Genomic DNA, 13,943 nt, shown 5'->3' on the forward strand with positions numbered 1-13,943 from the left:
TCAGGCCCTCGGCCTCGCCTCCGTCGCCGACCCGCTCACCGCTTAATCCCCCGAACCGCCGGATACGGACCCGTATGTCCGGTGGTGTGGGAGGGGGGAGCCGCGAGGCTTCCCCCTATCCCGATAGATCCGGATTGCTTTGCCTCTCCCGCCCGGCGGGAGAGGTCGGAGGCGCTTGCGCCTCCGGGCTGCTGTCCTGCTCCGGCACCTTCTTCACGGGATGATTTCGAAGCGGATTTTTGATCCATCCGGAAGATCGCGGATTTGACGGGCTAGGTCCGCGCGCCACGTCATTCCCTTTGTCGACTCCAGGGCCGCAAGATTGTCGATCGAGAACGCGCCGCCACACACGAACGGCATCAGTGGTACGAGCCGATGTTTCGCCGGGAGGGGGCCATGCTTCTTCTGCCAGTCATGGGCCAGAGGATAGCCTGTCATGAAGTTGAATTTTTCGAGAATCAGCCCGGCCCATTCCTCGATTGTTGTACAGATGCGCTCAAATTCTTCCGTTTCCGGGTCAAATATTGTGATTATCCCATCCATGAAACAGAATTGTTCGCCGAATATGTCTTCTGCAAAGCAGAGGCAGTTCTGGGGGAACAGCCCGTAATCTTTCTTCCACAAACCGGGATCGTTCCACGCTGAAAGGTCATATGCCAGCTCAGATGCTGTGGCCGGAAATACACAAAGCGCTGATTCAAAAGCAAAAAATCCATTCTTCGAGGCAAGTGCAAACGCAAGGTCCGATCCGGCTTCGGGAAGGTGCAGCCTTGCTTCTGCCGAACCGATGGTTTCCGCCAGCGACTCGCCTGATATGGACAGCAGTTTTCGCAGAAGTGGTCCCATGGCCCTCTCCGCAATCAATCGCAACCGGCCGTTCGGATCATCATCCCTCGTCCCATTGGCGCAGAACGGCGATGCCGTCGCTCTCGCCGGGCCAGAGATGGACGACATAGCGGTCCTCGCCGTCGACGCCGTCCTCATTGATCGTGCCGAGGCCGGTGAACACGACCATTGCCCGGAGATCACCTTTCGGAACCGATCGGCGCGCGGCATCAGGCAGATAGTCGGTGCATCCGGCGATGACGATCTCGCCGGACGTGTGCAGATCGCCAACGACGATATGATCCGCAATCTCCGCCGCGATCTGCGGCTGCTCGTGGTGAAGTTCTATTCGCACGGGCACGGTCATGTTCCGGGCCGTTGAGACCACCAGTACTCCCACCGCACACAGGATGCGGCGGCGCAAGGCCTCGTCCGTCCAGTCCGTCGGCAGTTCCGCACCACCGGCGGCATCCGACAGATAGAACTGGTGATAGTCGGCGAAAAGCTCGCCATCGAAGAGAACTGCCAACCCACCCTCCCCCGCGGCTTTGGCGCATCGACCCCGGCCAGGATAAGCACAGCTGCCTCTGCGGGCGCTATCCTAGAGCCCGAGACCGTCAAAGCCGCTCCGCCGCCCCGACCACCTTGGCCAGGAAGGCGTCGCGGTCGGCGTCGGTGGCGCGGTTCATGCCGTAGAGGGCGAGGTAGCGCACCGGCGCCCAGGGGCGGATCAGGCCGCGCAGCCAGCGCCGCACCAGCTTGCGCGGCGGGTCGCCCATCAGCAGCGAGGCCCAGCGCGTGCCGCCATAGGAGACGACCGCGGTCAGGGAGCGGATGTGCTGCAGGTTCGGGGTGGCCCGGCCGTCGCGCATGACGAAGGACACGCCGGGCAGCATCACCCGGTCGAACCAGCCCTTCAGGATGGCCGGGAAGCCGAAATTCCACACCGGCGCCATGATCACCAGCGCCTCGGCCCGCAGCAGGCGGTCGACATGGGCCTCGACCGGCCGACGGTTGACCGACAGGTCGTGGTAGTGCAGCCGCTCCTCCCGCGTCAGGATCGGGTCGAAGCCCTCGGCATAGAGGTCGCAGTCGTCGACCTCGTGCCCGGCCCGGCGCAGCGCGTCGACCATCGCCCGGTGCAGCGCGGCATGGAAGCTGGTCTCGACCGGATGCGCGAACAGCACCAGGACGCGCACGATCACCCCGTCGCCTGCAGCCCCGGGAACAGGTAGATGCGGCCGGAGTTCAGGTCGTAGCCGGGGTCGTCCCAGCCGATCATCTTGCCGGGGTTCAGCAGGCCGCGCGGGTCGGTCTCGCGCTTGAATTCCAGCTGCACCGCGTCGGTGCGCTTCATCCCGCCCTCCTCCAGCGTGTAGCGGTGCGGGTTGAAGATCAGGCAGCCATGGTCCTCATGGATGCGGATGATCTCGTCCAGCCGCTTCTCGCTGGTGAAGCGCACGATCGGCAGGCCGGAGCAGGTGACGTTGCCGTCGAAGCGGATCACCTCGAGATGGCCGGGCACCTCGTCGCCGAAGATCTTCGTCATCTCCTCGACCAGCCGCAGATGGTCGGGGAAGGGGTACAGCACCTGCAGATAGGTGATGGTCGGGTCGATCTTGATCGCCCGCAGCGTGGTGTGGTTCCAGGTCAGCTCGTACAGCGGCGGCAGGCCCTTCTTCTCCTCGTCGGTCGCGGTGTCGGCGCGGAACAGCACCTCGCCCTTCGACCGCTTCATGAAGGCCTCGAAGCCGCCCATGGCGAAGTCGGCCACCATCAGCAGCACCACCGACTGGTCGGGGCGGACGAACTTGCGGTGCTTGAGGAAATACTCATGCGGCACCGGCGCGGCGACCGGCGCGATCTCCTTGACCAGCAGGCCGTCGGCCCGGCCGATCTCCTCGCCGAAGCGGACCGCGTCCATCCAGTCGTCGAAGCCGACGACGACGTCGACCCAGTCCGGCGCCGCGGTCAGCGGGATCTCGACCTCGGTGATGATGCCGTTGGTGCCGTAGGCGTGCAGCGCCTTCAGCAGGTCCTCGCCGGTCAGGTCGAGGATGCGCGGCTCCGCCTCCATCGTCACCAGCCGTACCCGCATGACGTTGCCGAGGTTGCGCAGGCCCCCCCAGCGGATCGAGCCGACGCCGCCGGAGCCGCCGGCCAGGAAGCCGCCGATCGTCGCCATCCGGTAGGTGGACGGGAACAGCCGCATCTCCTGCCCGACCTTGGCCCGGGTCTGCGCGTCCATCTGGGCCAGCACGGCGCCGGCCTCGGCCGCCACCGCGCCGGGGCGGATCGCCGTCACCCGGTTCATCCGGGCCAGGTTCAAGACCATGCCGCCGGACAGCGGCATGGCCTGGCCGTAATTGCCGGTGCCGGCGCCGCGCGGCGTCACCGGCACGCCATGGGCATAGGCCGCCTTCAGCGCCTGCACCACCTCGGCCTCCGAGGTCGGCGACACGACGAGGTCGCCGGTGACATGTTCCAGCTGCCGCTTCAGCACCGGCGAGTACCAGAAGAAATCCTGGCTCTTCTGCTTCACCAGCACCGGGTCGTCGGTGACCCGCAGCCCCTCCAGGTCGCGCTTCAGCGCGGCGAGATCGGTCATGCGTTCTCTCCTTGGACGGGCGCCAGCAGCGCGTCCAGCTCGCGATAATCCGGCAGGGTGGTGTCGACGGCGCGGCCGTTCCGAACCACGATCCGGTCGGCCTGGGGGCGGGACAAGAGCTCGGTCCAGCTGCGGGCGCGCAGCAGCACCAGGTCGGCGCCGCCGCCCACGGCCAGGCGGCCGAGTTCCGGCCGGCCCAGCACCTCGGCCGGGGTGGCCGTGACCGCCCGCGGCCAGTCGCCGACCGGGTGGTCGAGATGCAGGATCCGCGTCGCCTGGGCGTAGACTTCCAGCGCGTCGAGATCGCCATAGGCGTAGAACGGGTCGCGGGTGTTGTCGGAGGACACCATCACCGGGATGCCGCGGGCCTTCATCTCGTGCAGCAGCGTCACCCCGCGCCAGCGCGGCGTGGCCCCGGCCTGCCGGTCCTGCAGGTACATGTTGCACATCGGCAGCGACACCACGGCCAGGCCGGCCTCGGCCACCAGGTCCAGCGTGCGGTCGATGACGTCCTCCGGCTGCCGGGCCAGGGAGCAGCAATGGCCGACCAGCACCCGGCCGCGGAAGCGGTGGCGGATGGCGGCCTCGGCGATCAGCGCCAGCGTCCGCACTTCCGGGTCGCCGGTCTCGTCGGCGTGGAAGTCGAGGTTGAGGCCGTGCTCGATGGCGTGGCCGAACAGCCGGTCGATCCCGGCCTCCAGCCCCGCCACCGGATAGGTGACGGCGCCGAGGATGCCGCCATGGGCGCGCACGGTGCGGCCGAGATCGGTGAAATACGCATCGTCCAGCAGCCAGTCGATGGCGACCAGGGCCGACCCCTGCAGCTCGATTCGCCCGGCCCATTCCGCGCGCATCGCGGCGAAGACCGGCCAGGAGATGGGGTATTGCTGCGGGTCGCTGTCGATATGGGTGCGGATCAGGCGGGTGCCGTGGGCGAAGGCACAGCGCAGGCTGAACTCCATCCGCGCCTGCACATCCGCCGCCGACCAGCTGGCCGCCTTGTCCGCGCGCACGGTGGACAGCGCCCCGTCGAAGCTGCCATCCGGATTCGGCGACCGCGGCCAGATATGGCCCTTGTCGAGATGGGTGTGCGCCTCGACGAAGGTCGGCCAGGCCATGCCGCGGTCGAGGTCCAGCGCCGGCAGGCCGTCCGGATCGGGGCTGCCGGCCGGGCGGATCGCGGCCAGGGTGCCGCCGTCGATGGTCAGGTCGGCCAGGGCCAGCCCGTCGCGGTCCGGCCGCAGATCCGCGCCCTCGGTCAGGCAGGCCGGCACGGTGGCGTTGGTCAGGCGATAGCGCCGGGCGTCCGGCAGCGTGGCGAAACCCATCTCAATTCTCCCGCCGGATGGCGCTTTCGTGCCAGCGCCGCAGCAGCAGATGCGACACCAGGCTGGTCAGGGCGAAGATGGCGAGGCCGGTCAGGGTGATCAGGATCAGCGCCGCGAACAGCCGCGGCACGTTCAGCCGCCGCCCGGCCTCGAGGATGCGGAAGGCCAGACCTGATTTCGCCCCGGCCGAGCCGGCCGCGAACTCCGCCACCACCGACCCGATCAGCGCCAGCCCGCCGCCGATGCGCAGGCCGGTGGCGAAATAGGGCAGGGACGCCGGGATGCGCAGATGCAGCAGCGACTGCCAGCGCGACGCGCCGTACAGCTCGAACAGGTTCAGCAGGTTATGGTCGGTGCTCTTCAGCCCCTGGGTCATGTTCGACAGGATCGGGAAGAAGGCGACGATGAAGGCGCAGATCAGCAGCACCGATTCGGTCGACGGCGCGTAGATGATGATCAGGGGCGCGATCGCCACGATCGGGGTCACCTGCAGCACCACGGCATAGGGGTAGAAGGCCAGCTCCAGCCAGCGCGACTGGATGAAGAGGATGGCCAGCGCCACGCCGCCGACCAGCGCCGCGGCCAAGGCGGAGAAGGTGATGGTCAGCGTCACCGCCAGGGCCGAGGACAGGATCGGCCAGTCGCCGACCATGGTGGCCGCCACCTCGGTCGGGGCCGGCAGGATGTAGCGCGGCACCTGATAGGCCACGACATACCACTGCCACAGCGCGACGAAGGCGCCGAAGGCGATCACCGGCACCGCGATCCGCGCCGCCAGCGCCCGGATGTGGCCGGGCTCGGCCCGCCGGGCCTCGGCGATCGCGGCCTCGTCCTCGCCGGTCTGGATCCCGATCTGGGTCATCGCTGCTCCGCCGCCACCATGATCGCCCGCATCAGCGCGTCCGACACGGTGCGGCAGCGCTCATTGTAGGGCGTGGACATCCGGTACTCGTTGCCGCGCGGGTAGGGGGCGTCGACCGCCACCTCCTCGATCACTCGGCCGGGCCGCGCCGCCATCACCATGATCCGGGACGACAGGTAGACGGATTCGAACACCGAATGGGTGACGAAGACGATGGTCCAATTCTGGCCCTGCCACAGCCGCAGCAGGTCGTCGTTCAGCTTGATCCGGGTGATCTCGTCCAGCGCCGCGAAGGGCTCGTCCAGCAGCAGCAGCTTCGGCCGGGTGACCAGAGCGCGGGCGATCGACACCCGCATCTTCATGCCGCCGGACAGCTCGCGCGGATAGGCGTCGGCGAAGCGGTCGAGCCCGACCATCGCCAGCGCCTCCATCACCCGGTCGCGCGCCGCCGCCCGCGACAGGCCCTTCAGCCGCAGCGGCAGCCAGACATTCTTGAACACCGTGGCCCAGGGCATCAGCGTCGGCTCCTGGAACACGAAACCGACCTCGCCCTCCGGCGCGCCCCCGCCGCCGCCCGGCCAGCGGATGGTGCCGGCCGAGGGGGCGCCGAGCCCGGCGATCAGCCGCAGCGCCGTCGACTTGCCGCAGCCGGACGGGCCGAGCAGGCTGACGAACTCCCCCTCCCGGATGTCGAGCGACATGGCGGACAGGGCCAGGGTGCCACTGGCGAAGCGCTTCGAAACGCCGTCCAGCGACACCAGAACCCCGGCGTCGGCGCCGTGCCCGGGCGTGGTCAAGGCGACCGCATCCACCTCAGCCGCCGGCCAGCTTCTTGTAGACGTCGAGGCCGACACCCTTGCACACGAAGCGGTTGGTGAAGGCCTTGCTCACATCCAGCCCGGCGTCCAGCACCCCGGCCTTGACCATGCTGTCGTAGAAGCGCTTGTAGCGATCGGCGCTCTGGCAGCCGATGCCCTGGGTCTCGGCCTCGCCGGCGACGATGATGTGCTGGGCCTTGAGCTGCTCCACCCCATAGGCCAGCTGCTCGTCCGTCATCTCCGGATTGTCCTTCTTGATCAGGGCGTTGGCCGCGGCGTTGTCGCCGTAGAGATAGCTGTACCAGCCGATGATCGAGGCATCGACGAAGCGCTGCACCAGATCGGGGTTCTGGTCGATCATCGACTGCTGCGCCGCGATGGTGGTGGCGTAGGCCTCGTAGCCGTTGTCGGCGAGCAGGAAGACCTTGGGCTTCCAGCCGGCCTGCTTCTCGATGTCCCGCGGCTCCGAGGTCAGATAGCCCTGCTGGCCGGATTTCGGGTCGGCGATGAAGGGGGCGGGGTTGAAGGTGTAGGGCTTGTACTGCTCGTCCCGGAAGCCGGGATAGGCCGATTTCAGCCAGCGGTAATAGGTGTCGTAGCCCTCGCCGGACAGGAACAGCGTGTCCAGCTTCGCCAGGTCGCCGATGGTCTCGATGCCCTGGTCGGGATGGGCCATCAGCACCTGCGGGTCCTTCTGGAAGATGGCGGCGATGTTGATCACCGGCACCCCTTCCTTGACCGAATCGAAGGCGTCCAGCGTGCCGCCCATGAAGAAGTCGATCTGGCCGGCGACGAGGCGGGCCCGGTTGGCCGCCTGCGGCCCGCCCATGGCGATGGTGACGTCGAGGCCGAACTTGGCGTAGGTGCCGTCCGCCACGGCCTGGTAGTAGCCGCCGTGCTCGGCCTGGGCCAGCCAGTTGGTGCCGAAGCTGACCTTGTCGGCCGCGGAGGCCGCGCCGGCTGCCATTCCCGCCGTCAGGCCGAGGGCGAGAGCGAGAACCCGTCCGAAAAGTTGCATGAAGCCGATCCCTATGTCGTTTTTTATGCCGCAGCGCCAAAGACGACAGGATGCAACGGCCGTGCCATCCGCCGCCGGTTGCTGGGAGTGCCGCGGCCGGCCGGCGATCCGCGGGAGATGGTCCCGGTCGAACGCCCGGACGGCGGCGCGCCGCGGCCGACGCCCTTCCCTCCGGTGCCCAACAACTGGGCAGCCTAGTCCAGATTTCTTGCACCCGGCAACCTTGTCACCGGCCGGCTGGGGTCCTACGGTTCCTGGCCTTTTGCGGGAGACGAATCCCCTTGTCGCGCCCCATCATCCCCGCCGGAATCCGGCCGCCCTTCGCCCGCTACAGCCATGCCGTCGAGGTGCCGGCCGGCAGCCGCCTCGTGGTCTGCTCCGGCCAGCTCGGCATCGGCCCGGACGAGGCGGTGCCGGCCACGGTCGAGGGCCAGGCCGAGCTGTGCTTCGAGAACATCCGGGCGATCCTGGCGGCGGCGGGGATGGACCTGTCGCACATCATCCGCATCAACGCCTTCGTCACCGGGCGGGAGCATCTCAAGGGCTACATGGCGGTGCGCGACCGCGTCGTCGCCGACCCGCCCCCGGCCTCGACCCTGATGATCGTCTCCGGCTTCGCGCGGCCGGAGTTCCTGGTCGAGGTCGAGGTGATCGCTGCGGGACCGACCGTTTGAGAGGAATTCTACCCATGCTGCCGAAGCGCCATTGGCACGAGATGACGACGCTCGACTTCCGGGATGGTGGAGCCGAGGGCTGGATCGCGGTGCAGCCGGTCTGCGCCATCGAGCAGCACGGGCCGCATCTGCCGGTCTACACCGACACCTGCATCGCCGAGGGCATGGTGCGGCGGGTGCTGGAGCTGCTGCCGGCCGACCTGCCGGTGGTCTTCCTGCCGACCCAGGCGGTCGGCAAGTCGAACGAGCACATCGCCTCGCCCGGCACCCTGACCCTGTCCTGGGAGACGCTGACGCAATACCTGATCGAGATCGGCGAGAGCGTGCGGCGGGCCGGGGTGCGCAAGCTGATCCTGATCAACTCGCATGGCGGCAACGTGCCGATCCTCGACGTGGTGGCGCGCGAGCTCAGGGTCCGGCACGGCATGCTGGCGGCGCATTCGGCCTGGTCGCGCTTCGGCAACCCGGACGGGCTGTTCTCGGCGGAGGAGGCGGCGTACGGAATCCATGGCGGCGACATGGAGACCTCGGTGATGCTGCATCTGCGCCCCGACCTGGTGAAGATGGACCTGGCCGAGGATTTCCGGTCGACCCAGCTGGAGTTCCTGCGCGAGTTCGCGCATCTGCGGGCCCACGGCGTGTCGCAGTTCGGCTGGATGGCGCAGGACCTGAACCCCGGCGGCGCGGTCGGCAACGCGGCCAATGCGACGGCGGAGAAGGGGCGGCAGGTGGTCGACCACCAGGCGACCGCCTTCGTCGCCCTGTGCCGCGACGTGCACGGCTTCGACCTGGCGCGGCTGTGGGAGCCCGGCGCCTAAGCCGGGGTGAACACTTCGACGGGAACGCGAACGCCGCGCAGGCTCTGCAGGCCGAGGCAGCGGAACAGCTGCGGCGCCGCAAGCGCCTCGACGAAGCGGCGGCTGACCACCATCGGCACGCCCAGCACGCCGCACAGATTCTCCAGCCGGGCGGCCTCGTTCACCGCCGGGCCGATGATCGTGAAGTCCAGCCGCTGGCCCGAGCCGACATTGCCGTACAGCACGTCGCCGACATGCAGCGCCACGTCCAGCGTCAGCACCGGCGCGCCCTCTTCGGCCCGGCGGATATTGATCGCGGCGATCCGTTCCAGCGCCTCGGCCGCGGCGGCCAGCGCCCGGCCGCAGGTCTCGGCCGGGTCGTCCTCGGCGAAGGCGAAGGTGGCCAGCAGACCGTCGCCCATGAATTTCAGCACCTGCCCGCCCCGGGCCTCGACCGGCGTCGCCAGCGCGTCGAGATAATCGTCCAGCATGGTGACCAGCTGGTCCTGCGGCAGGGCGTCGGCCAGGGCGGTGAAGCCACGCAGATCGCCGACCAGGATCGCGGCCGAGATGGTCTCGACCGAGCCGCGGCGGATCTCGCCATGCAGCACCCGCCGGCCGACGTCGCGGCCGAGATAGGTGCCCAGCACGGTGCGGAAGGCCGCCAGGTCGATGCCGATGCGGATGGCGGCCCCGAAGCCGGGGATCAGCTCGCCGATCGCCTTCACCTCCGCCGCGGTGAAGCCGCCCGGCCGGTCGGTCGCCAGGGTGACCGAGGCGCCGGTGCGCAGCGGGTGCAGCGTGCCGTCGAAGGAGAAGGGAAGGATGAAGCAGAGATAGTCGGTGGCGCCGGCGGCGTGGATCTCGGCGAGGATCGGGAAACGCTCCACCCCCTCGCCCCGCTCCAGCCGGTAGCGGGTCAGCCGCACGATGTTATCGGCCTGGGCGGCGGCGGGATCCGTGGCGGCCTCCCGGGCGGCCAGCACCGCCTCGTAGATCGGGCTGGGGCTGGAGATCTTGCCCCAGGAGCCGTGACCATACTCCTCGCTCTCGCGGCCGCCGTCGCGGGTCCAGAGCAGCCCGAACGCCTCCATGTCCGGATGCAGGGTGGTGGCCGAGAGATAGGCCCGCCACAGCGGGATGCCGGCCGCGAGCAGGCCGTCGGCGAAGCCGCAGGCGACGTCCTGAACCACCCCGGCCATCAGCGCCTGGTTGCCCAGCCAGCGCCGCAGCCCGGCCAGGGCGGCGGCGGTCGCGGCGGGCAGGGCGTCGGCCTTATCGGTCACGCGACAGGCCGCGCGCCTCCAGCGCGGCGAGATAGGCGCGCCACAGCTCGTCCTGCCGGGTCGCGAGCTCGTGCAGCCAGGTCCAGGAATAGAGGCCGGTGTCGTGGCCGTCGTCGAACACCAGCCGCACCGCGTAGTGGCCGACCGGCTCGACCGCGGTGATCGCGACGTTGCGCTTGCCGCCGACGATGGTCTTCTGCGACGGGCCGTGGCCCTGCACCTCGGCCGATGGGCTCTCGACCCGCAGCAGCTCGGTCGACAGGGTGACGTGCAGACCGTCGTCGACGCGCAGCTCCAGCACGCGCTCGGCCCGCTTCAGCCGGATCTCGACCGGCCGGGCGGCGCTGCCGGTCAGGGGCGGGCTGCCCTGGTGCCCGGTCATGGCGTCAGCGCCGCGCGTCGGGGTCGAGCGGCCGGGCCTCGTCGATCAGCATGATCGGGATGCCGTCGCGGATCGGATAGGCCAGCCGCGCCTGGTCCGAGATCAGTTCCTGCGCCTTGGCGTCGTAGCGCAGCGGCGACTTGGTCAGCGGGCAGACCAGCATCTCGAGCAGGCGCGGGTCGACCGCCGTGGGGCTGATGGGGGTCGGGCTGCCGGGGGCAGCGGCGCTGGCGGAATCGGGGGTATCGGTCATGGCACGGGGGTCCGGGAACAGGGGCCGTCAGTGGCGCACGCGGCCGGCATGGCCGCCATGGATCGCCATCCGGATGATCGATAGCATGACTCGGGTGCGCTCGCAGAGATCCTTCGCCTCGAGCAGCGCCTGCTTCTCCTGCGGCTCGAACGGGCAGATCATGGCCAGCGAGGTGACCAGCCGCTCATCCGGGGTCTGGCCGATCGCCTCCCAGTCGGCGGACAGGCCGGCGATGCGGAAATAGTCGGTCAGGGCGTGGTTCAGCCCGGCGCGGTCGATCTCCGCCGGGGTCGGCTCGGCCATGTCGGCGGCGAAGCCGGTCCAGCCCGGCCGCACCCGGCGGTAGCCGCGCCGCTCCTCCAGCTCCTGCTCGACCCGGAACCGGCACAGCCCGGTCAGGGTGATCAGGTAGCGGCCGTCATCGGTCTCGTCGAAGCTGGTGATCCGCCCGGCGCAGCCGACGGCGTAGAGCGGCGGCGGGGTCGCGCGCCACTGGCCGGGGCGCGGCTGGATCATGCCGATCATCCGGCCGCCGGCCAGCGCGTCCTCGACCATGGCGAGGTAGCGCGGCTCGAAGATGTTGAGGGGCAGGAGGCCGCGCGGCAGCAGCAGGACCCCGGGCAGGGGGAAGACCGGCAGGTCGGTGCCGAGGTCCTGGAAGGCGGGCGCGCGCGGCCCCCTCCTCATGTCCCGAACCGGGTCATGAAAACAGCAGCGAGGACAACCGACGCCGGCCGGACAGGGTCAGGGGGTCGGTCGGGCCCAGCGCCTCGAACAGCTTGACCAGCTGCTTGCGCGCCGCCTGCTCGTTCCACTCGCGGTCGCGGCGGAACAGCTCCAGCAACTCGTCCATCGCCGCCTCCTGCTCGCCGGCGCCATAGAGCGCAGTCGACAGCTCGTAGCGCGCCTCGTGGTCGTTCGCATTGGCCTCCAGCCGCTGGCGCAGCCCGGCCAGGCCGGCGATGGCGACGGCGCTCTGCTCGGCCAACTCCAGCGCGCTCTTGGCCGCGGCGATGTCGGCGTGGCGCGCCATCTCCGGCGTCAGGCTCTCCAGGAACTGCTTGGCCTGCTCGAACTCGCCCAGCGCGATCAGGCAGCGGGCCAGGCCGGCGGCGGCCGCCGCGCTGTCCGGGGCATGCGCCAGGACATGCTGGTAGATGCCGGCCGCCTCCTCGATGTTGCCGCTGTCGAGCACGCTCTTGGCCTCGGCCAGCAGCTCGTCGACATGGTCATGGGAATCGTGTCCGGCCAGCTGCACCAGCTTGTCGACGAAGCTCTTGATCTGGCTCTCCGGCACCGCGCCCATGAAGCCGTCGACCGGGCGGCCCTGGTAGAAGGCGTAGACCGTCGGCACCGACTGGATGCGCAGCTGCGCCGCCAGGGCCTGGTTCTGGTCGATGTCGACCTTGACCAGCCGGACCTTGCCGCCGGCGGCCTGGACCTGCTTCTCCAGCAGCGGCCCCAGCGTCTTGCACGGGCCGCACCAGGTGGCCCAGAAGTCGACGACGATCGGCACCTCCATCGAGGCCTCGATCACGTCGGCGCGGAAGCCGGCGGTGTTGCTGTCCTTGATCACCGGTGCGGCGCCGCCGGAGGCGGCATTGAGAAGGGCGTCCATGGCGTTGTCCCAGGTCTGGTATTGATCTGTGCCGAAGGCCGGCGGCGGCAAGCGGCGGGGTCAGCCGCCGGCAGGCGCGGCCTCCGCCGGTGGTGTGTCGCCTGTCGGCTCCGCCGGGAGGGTGACGGGGTCGAGATCGACGATATGGGGTTCATGGCCGCAGCTGGCAATGAAGCCGAGCAGGCCGGCCGGCTCGATCGCCGTGGTCATGCTGTTGACCAGCGGGTGGAAGTGCAGGGTGCCGTGCCGCATCATGTCGGAATCCAGCACGATGGTCACCTGCCGGGCGTCGTCGTTGATGATGGCGAAGGGCGTGACCGAGCCGGGGGTGACGCCGAGCGCCTCCATCAGCCGGTCCGGCGAGCCGAAGGACAGCCGGCCGGCGCCGAGCAGTTCGCCCAGCGCCTTCAGGTCGACGCGGCGCTCCTCCTCGCACACGACGAGCCAGGCCTGGCCCTTCTTGTTGCGCAGGAACAGGTTCTTGGAGTGCCAGCCGGGTAGCAGGCCACGCAGGTGACGCGATTCCTCGACCGTGAACACGGCCTCGTGCTCATGCGTCGTCACCTCGACGCCGAGCGAGCGCAGCCGCGCGAACAGGTCGGCGGGGGTCGCGCAGGGGCGGGCTGCGGCGGCGGGCGGGGACGAGTCGGGGGCGGTGCTGTCGGGCGCGGTCATGGTCGGTGTTATACGAGGCCGCGGCGGCGCTTCCAAGCCCACCCCCGACGGTCTCCGGCCCCGGCCCGACCGGGGGCGGCGAATTTCCGCATTTAGGTGCTTGCAAATCCCGCGGCATCGGATATAACCCGCCACCTCGACGGCGCTGCGGCGCCGCGACGCCAGAGCGGGCGTAGCTCAGGGGTAGAGCACAACCTTGCCAAGGTTGGGGTCGAGGGTTCGAATCCCTTCGCCCGCTCCAGTTTCTCCCAGGACAATCAGAGACCTAGCAGGCGCCCACGAGGGCGCTTTCTGCTTCCCCGGCCGTGCTTGCCCAAGCGGGGAAGCAGGCAGGAAGCTATAGCCGGGCGCCCGCTTTTGGATGGCGGGGCACACGGTTCTGGACGACGTACCGCTCTATGGCCGTGGGGCTGCAAAGGGCGGGAAGTGGCGCTTTCGGTCAGTCAAACTGACAGCCTCGCACTCAATCCGGCCCAAATGCAGGCCAAGCTCCGGGGCTTGGCTTGCATGGTGCGGGTTGCGCATTGCTGAGACTCCTTTGCGATCAGGACGGATCGGGCCATGCCGGAAACGGCAGCGGGCTCGAACGCTGCCAGGCCGCGGCCCGGGATCGGAACCACTCGCACACGGTCCGGATGTCGTCGTCCCGCAGCGACGACGGGCGATAGGCCAGGCAGTAGGGATCGTCGACCCGCAGCACCGGGCCGAACAGCGGGCGCAGCCGACCCTCCCGCAGCAGGCGGTCGGCCAGGACCGTGCTGCCCAGGGCCACGCCGTGCCCCAGGGCCGCGGCCTCCAG

17 protein-coding genes and 1 tRNA gene are annotated in these 13,943 nt (G+C 69.4%); 3 read left to right on the forward strand and 15 right to left on the reverse strand.

What is annotated here, in order from left to right; all coding sequences use genetic code 11:
- Window positions 1-213 precede the first annotated feature (213 nt).
- The 8 genes from ACTOWL_RS29650 to ACTOWL_RS29685 all read right to left on the reverse strand — a co-directional run bounded on the left by ACTOWL_RS29650 (window position 214) and on the right by ACTOWL_RS29685 (window position 7,459).
- Window positions 214-846, reverse strand: a complete 633-nt coding sequence (locus tag ACTOWL_RS29650) for a hypothetical protein (RefSeq protein WP_441324887.1) — start codon at window positions 844-846, stop codon at window positions 214-216.
- Window positions 847-886: 40 nt separating this feature from the next.
- Window positions 887-1,354, reverse strand: coding sequence for a hypothetical protein (locus ACTOWL_RS29655; protein ID WP_441324888.1), 468 nt, complete (start codon window positions 1,352-1,354; stop codon window positions 887-889).
- 88 nt (window positions 1,355-1,442) lie between these two features.
- Window positions 1,443-2,030 carry an NAD(P)H-dependent oxidoreductase gene (locus ACTOWL_RS29660; RefSeq protein ID WP_441324889.1) on the reverse strand — a complete coding sequence of 196 codons (588 nt, stop codon included), beginning with the start codon at window positions 2,028-2,030 and terminating at the stop codon, window positions 1,443-1,445.
- Window positions 2,027-3,433, reverse strand: a complete 1,407-nt coding sequence (locus ACTOWL_RS29665; protein ID WP_441324890.1) for an FAD-binding oxidoreductase — start codon at window positions 3,431-3,433, stop codon at window positions 2,027-2,029. Before ACTOWL_RS29665 ends, ACTOWL_RS29660 begins: the two co-directional genes overlap by 4 nt.
- The gene (locus ACTOWL_RS29670; protein ID WP_441324891.1) at window positions 3,430-4,761 is read right to left on the reverse strand and encodes a cytosine deaminase; all 1,332 of its coding nucleotides are present in this window, start codon (window positions 4,759-4,761) and stop codon (window positions 3,430-3,432) included. Before ACTOWL_RS29670 ends, ACTOWL_RS29665 begins: the two co-directional genes overlap by 4 nt.
- A 1-nt stretch (window position 4,762) precedes the next feature.
- Complete coding sequence (locus tag ACTOWL_RS29675) at window positions 4,763-5,623, reverse strand: ABC transporter permease (protein ID WP_441324892.1); 861 nt, start codon at window positions 5,621-5,623, stop codon at window positions 4,763-4,765.
- Window positions 5,620-6,420: an ABC transporter ATP-binding protein gene (locus ACTOWL_RS29680; protein WP_441324893.1), complete on the reverse strand. Its 801-nt coding sequence runs from the start codon at window positions 6,418-6,420 to the stop codon at window positions 5,620-5,622. The genes ACTOWL_RS29675 and ACTOWL_RS29680 overlap by 4 nt, the downstream gene beginning before the upstream one ends.
- Window positions 6,421-6,436: 16 nt before the next feature.
- A complete protein-coding gene (locus ACTOWL_RS29685) occupies window positions 6,437-7,459 on the reverse strand; it encodes an ABC transporter substrate-binding protein (RefSeq protein WP_441324894.1) in 1,023 nt (340 codons plus the stop codon).
- Between the two features lie 281 nt (window positions 7,460-7,740).
- Between ACTOWL_RS29685 and ACTOWL_RS29690 the strand changes: the two genes are divergently transcribed.
- Both ACTOWL_RS29690 and ACTOWL_RS29695 read left to right on the forward strand, forming a co-directional pair.
- Window positions 7,741-8,133 (forward strand): RidA family protein, encoded by a 393-nt coding sequence (locus ACTOWL_RS29690; RefSeq protein ID WP_441324895.1) that lies wholly within the window; start codon window positions 7,741-7,743, stop codon window positions 8,131-8,133.
- A 14-nt stretch (window positions 8,134-8,147) separates the two neighbouring features.
- On the forward strand, window positions 8,148-8,951 hold the full coding sequence (locus ACTOWL_RS29695) for a creatininase family protein (protein ID WP_441324896.1): 804 nt from the start codon (window positions 8,148-8,150) through the stop codon (window positions 8,949-8,951).
- Here ACTOWL_RS29695 and ACTOWL_RS29700 read toward each other — a convergent pair.
- From ACTOWL_RS29700 to ACTOWL_RS29725, 6 genes are read right to left on the reverse strand one after another with little or no spacing between them, the layout of a single operon-like run.
- Window positions 8,948-10,216 (reverse strand): adenylate/guanylate cyclase domain-containing protein, encoded by a 1,269-nt coding sequence (locus ACTOWL_RS29700; protein WP_441324897.1) that lies wholly within the window; start codon window positions 10,214-10,216, stop codon window positions 8,948-8,950. The two genes, ACTOWL_RS29695 and ACTOWL_RS29700, sit on opposite strands and share 4 nt — an antisense overlap.
- Window positions 10,206-10,598, reverse strand: a complete 393-nt coding sequence (locus ACTOWL_RS29705; protein WP_441324898.1) for a gamma-butyrobetaine hydroxylase-like domain-containing protein — start codon at window positions 10,596-10,598, stop codon at window positions 10,206-10,208. The genes ACTOWL_RS29700 and ACTOWL_RS29705 overlap by 11 nt, the downstream gene beginning before the upstream one ends.
- 4 nt (window positions 10,599-10,602) lie before the next feature.
- Window positions 10,603-10,851, reverse strand: a complete 249-nt coding sequence (locus tag ACTOWL_RS29710; RefSeq protein WP_441324899.1) for a Trm112 family protein — start codon at window positions 10,849-10,851, stop codon at window positions 10,603-10,605.
- A 27-nt stretch (window positions 10,852-10,878) separates the two neighbouring features.
- Window positions 10,879-11,538, reverse strand: a complete 660-nt coding sequence (locus ACTOWL_RS29715; protein ID WP_441324900.1) for an LON peptidase substrate-binding domain-containing protein — start codon at window positions 11,536-11,538, stop codon at window positions 10,879-10,881.
- 13 nt (window positions 11,539-11,551) lie between these two features.
- The gene (gene trxA, locus ACTOWL_RS29720; RefSeq protein WP_441324901.1) at window positions 11,552-12,469 is read right to left on the reverse strand and encodes a thioredoxin; all 918 of its coding nucleotides are present in this window, start codon (window positions 12,467-12,469) and stop codon (window positions 11,552-11,554) included.
- A 60-nt stretch (window positions 12,470-12,529) separates the two neighbouring features.
- The gene (locus tag ACTOWL_RS29725; RefSeq protein ID WP_441324902.1) at window positions 12,530-13,144 is read right to left on the reverse strand and encodes a prolyl-tRNA synthetase associated domain-containing protein; all 615 of its coding nucleotides are present in this window, start codon (window positions 13,142-13,144) and stop codon (window positions 12,530-12,532) included.
- A gap of 166 nt (window positions 13,145-13,310) precedes the next feature.
- On the opposite strand from ACTOWL_RS29725, the gene ACTOWL_RS29730 reads away from it, so the two are divergent.
- Window positions 13,311-13,385 (forward strand) — tRNA-Gly (locus ACTOWL_RS29730).
- Between the two features lie 303 nt (window positions 13,386-13,688).
- Here ACTOWL_RS29730 and ACTOWL_RS29735 read toward each other — a convergent pair.
- Window positions 13,689-13,943, reverse strand: coding sequence for a LysR substrate-binding domain-containing protein (locus ACTOWL_RS29735; protein ID WP_441324924.1), 255 nt, complete (start codon window positions 13,941-13,943; stop codon window positions 13,689-13,691).

Origin of the sequence: Inquilinus sp. CA228, from assembly GCF_052078665.1 — a bacterium.
Classification (GTDB): domain Bacteria; phylum Pseudomonadota; class Alphaproteobacteria; order DSM-16000; family Inquilinaceae; genus Inquilinus.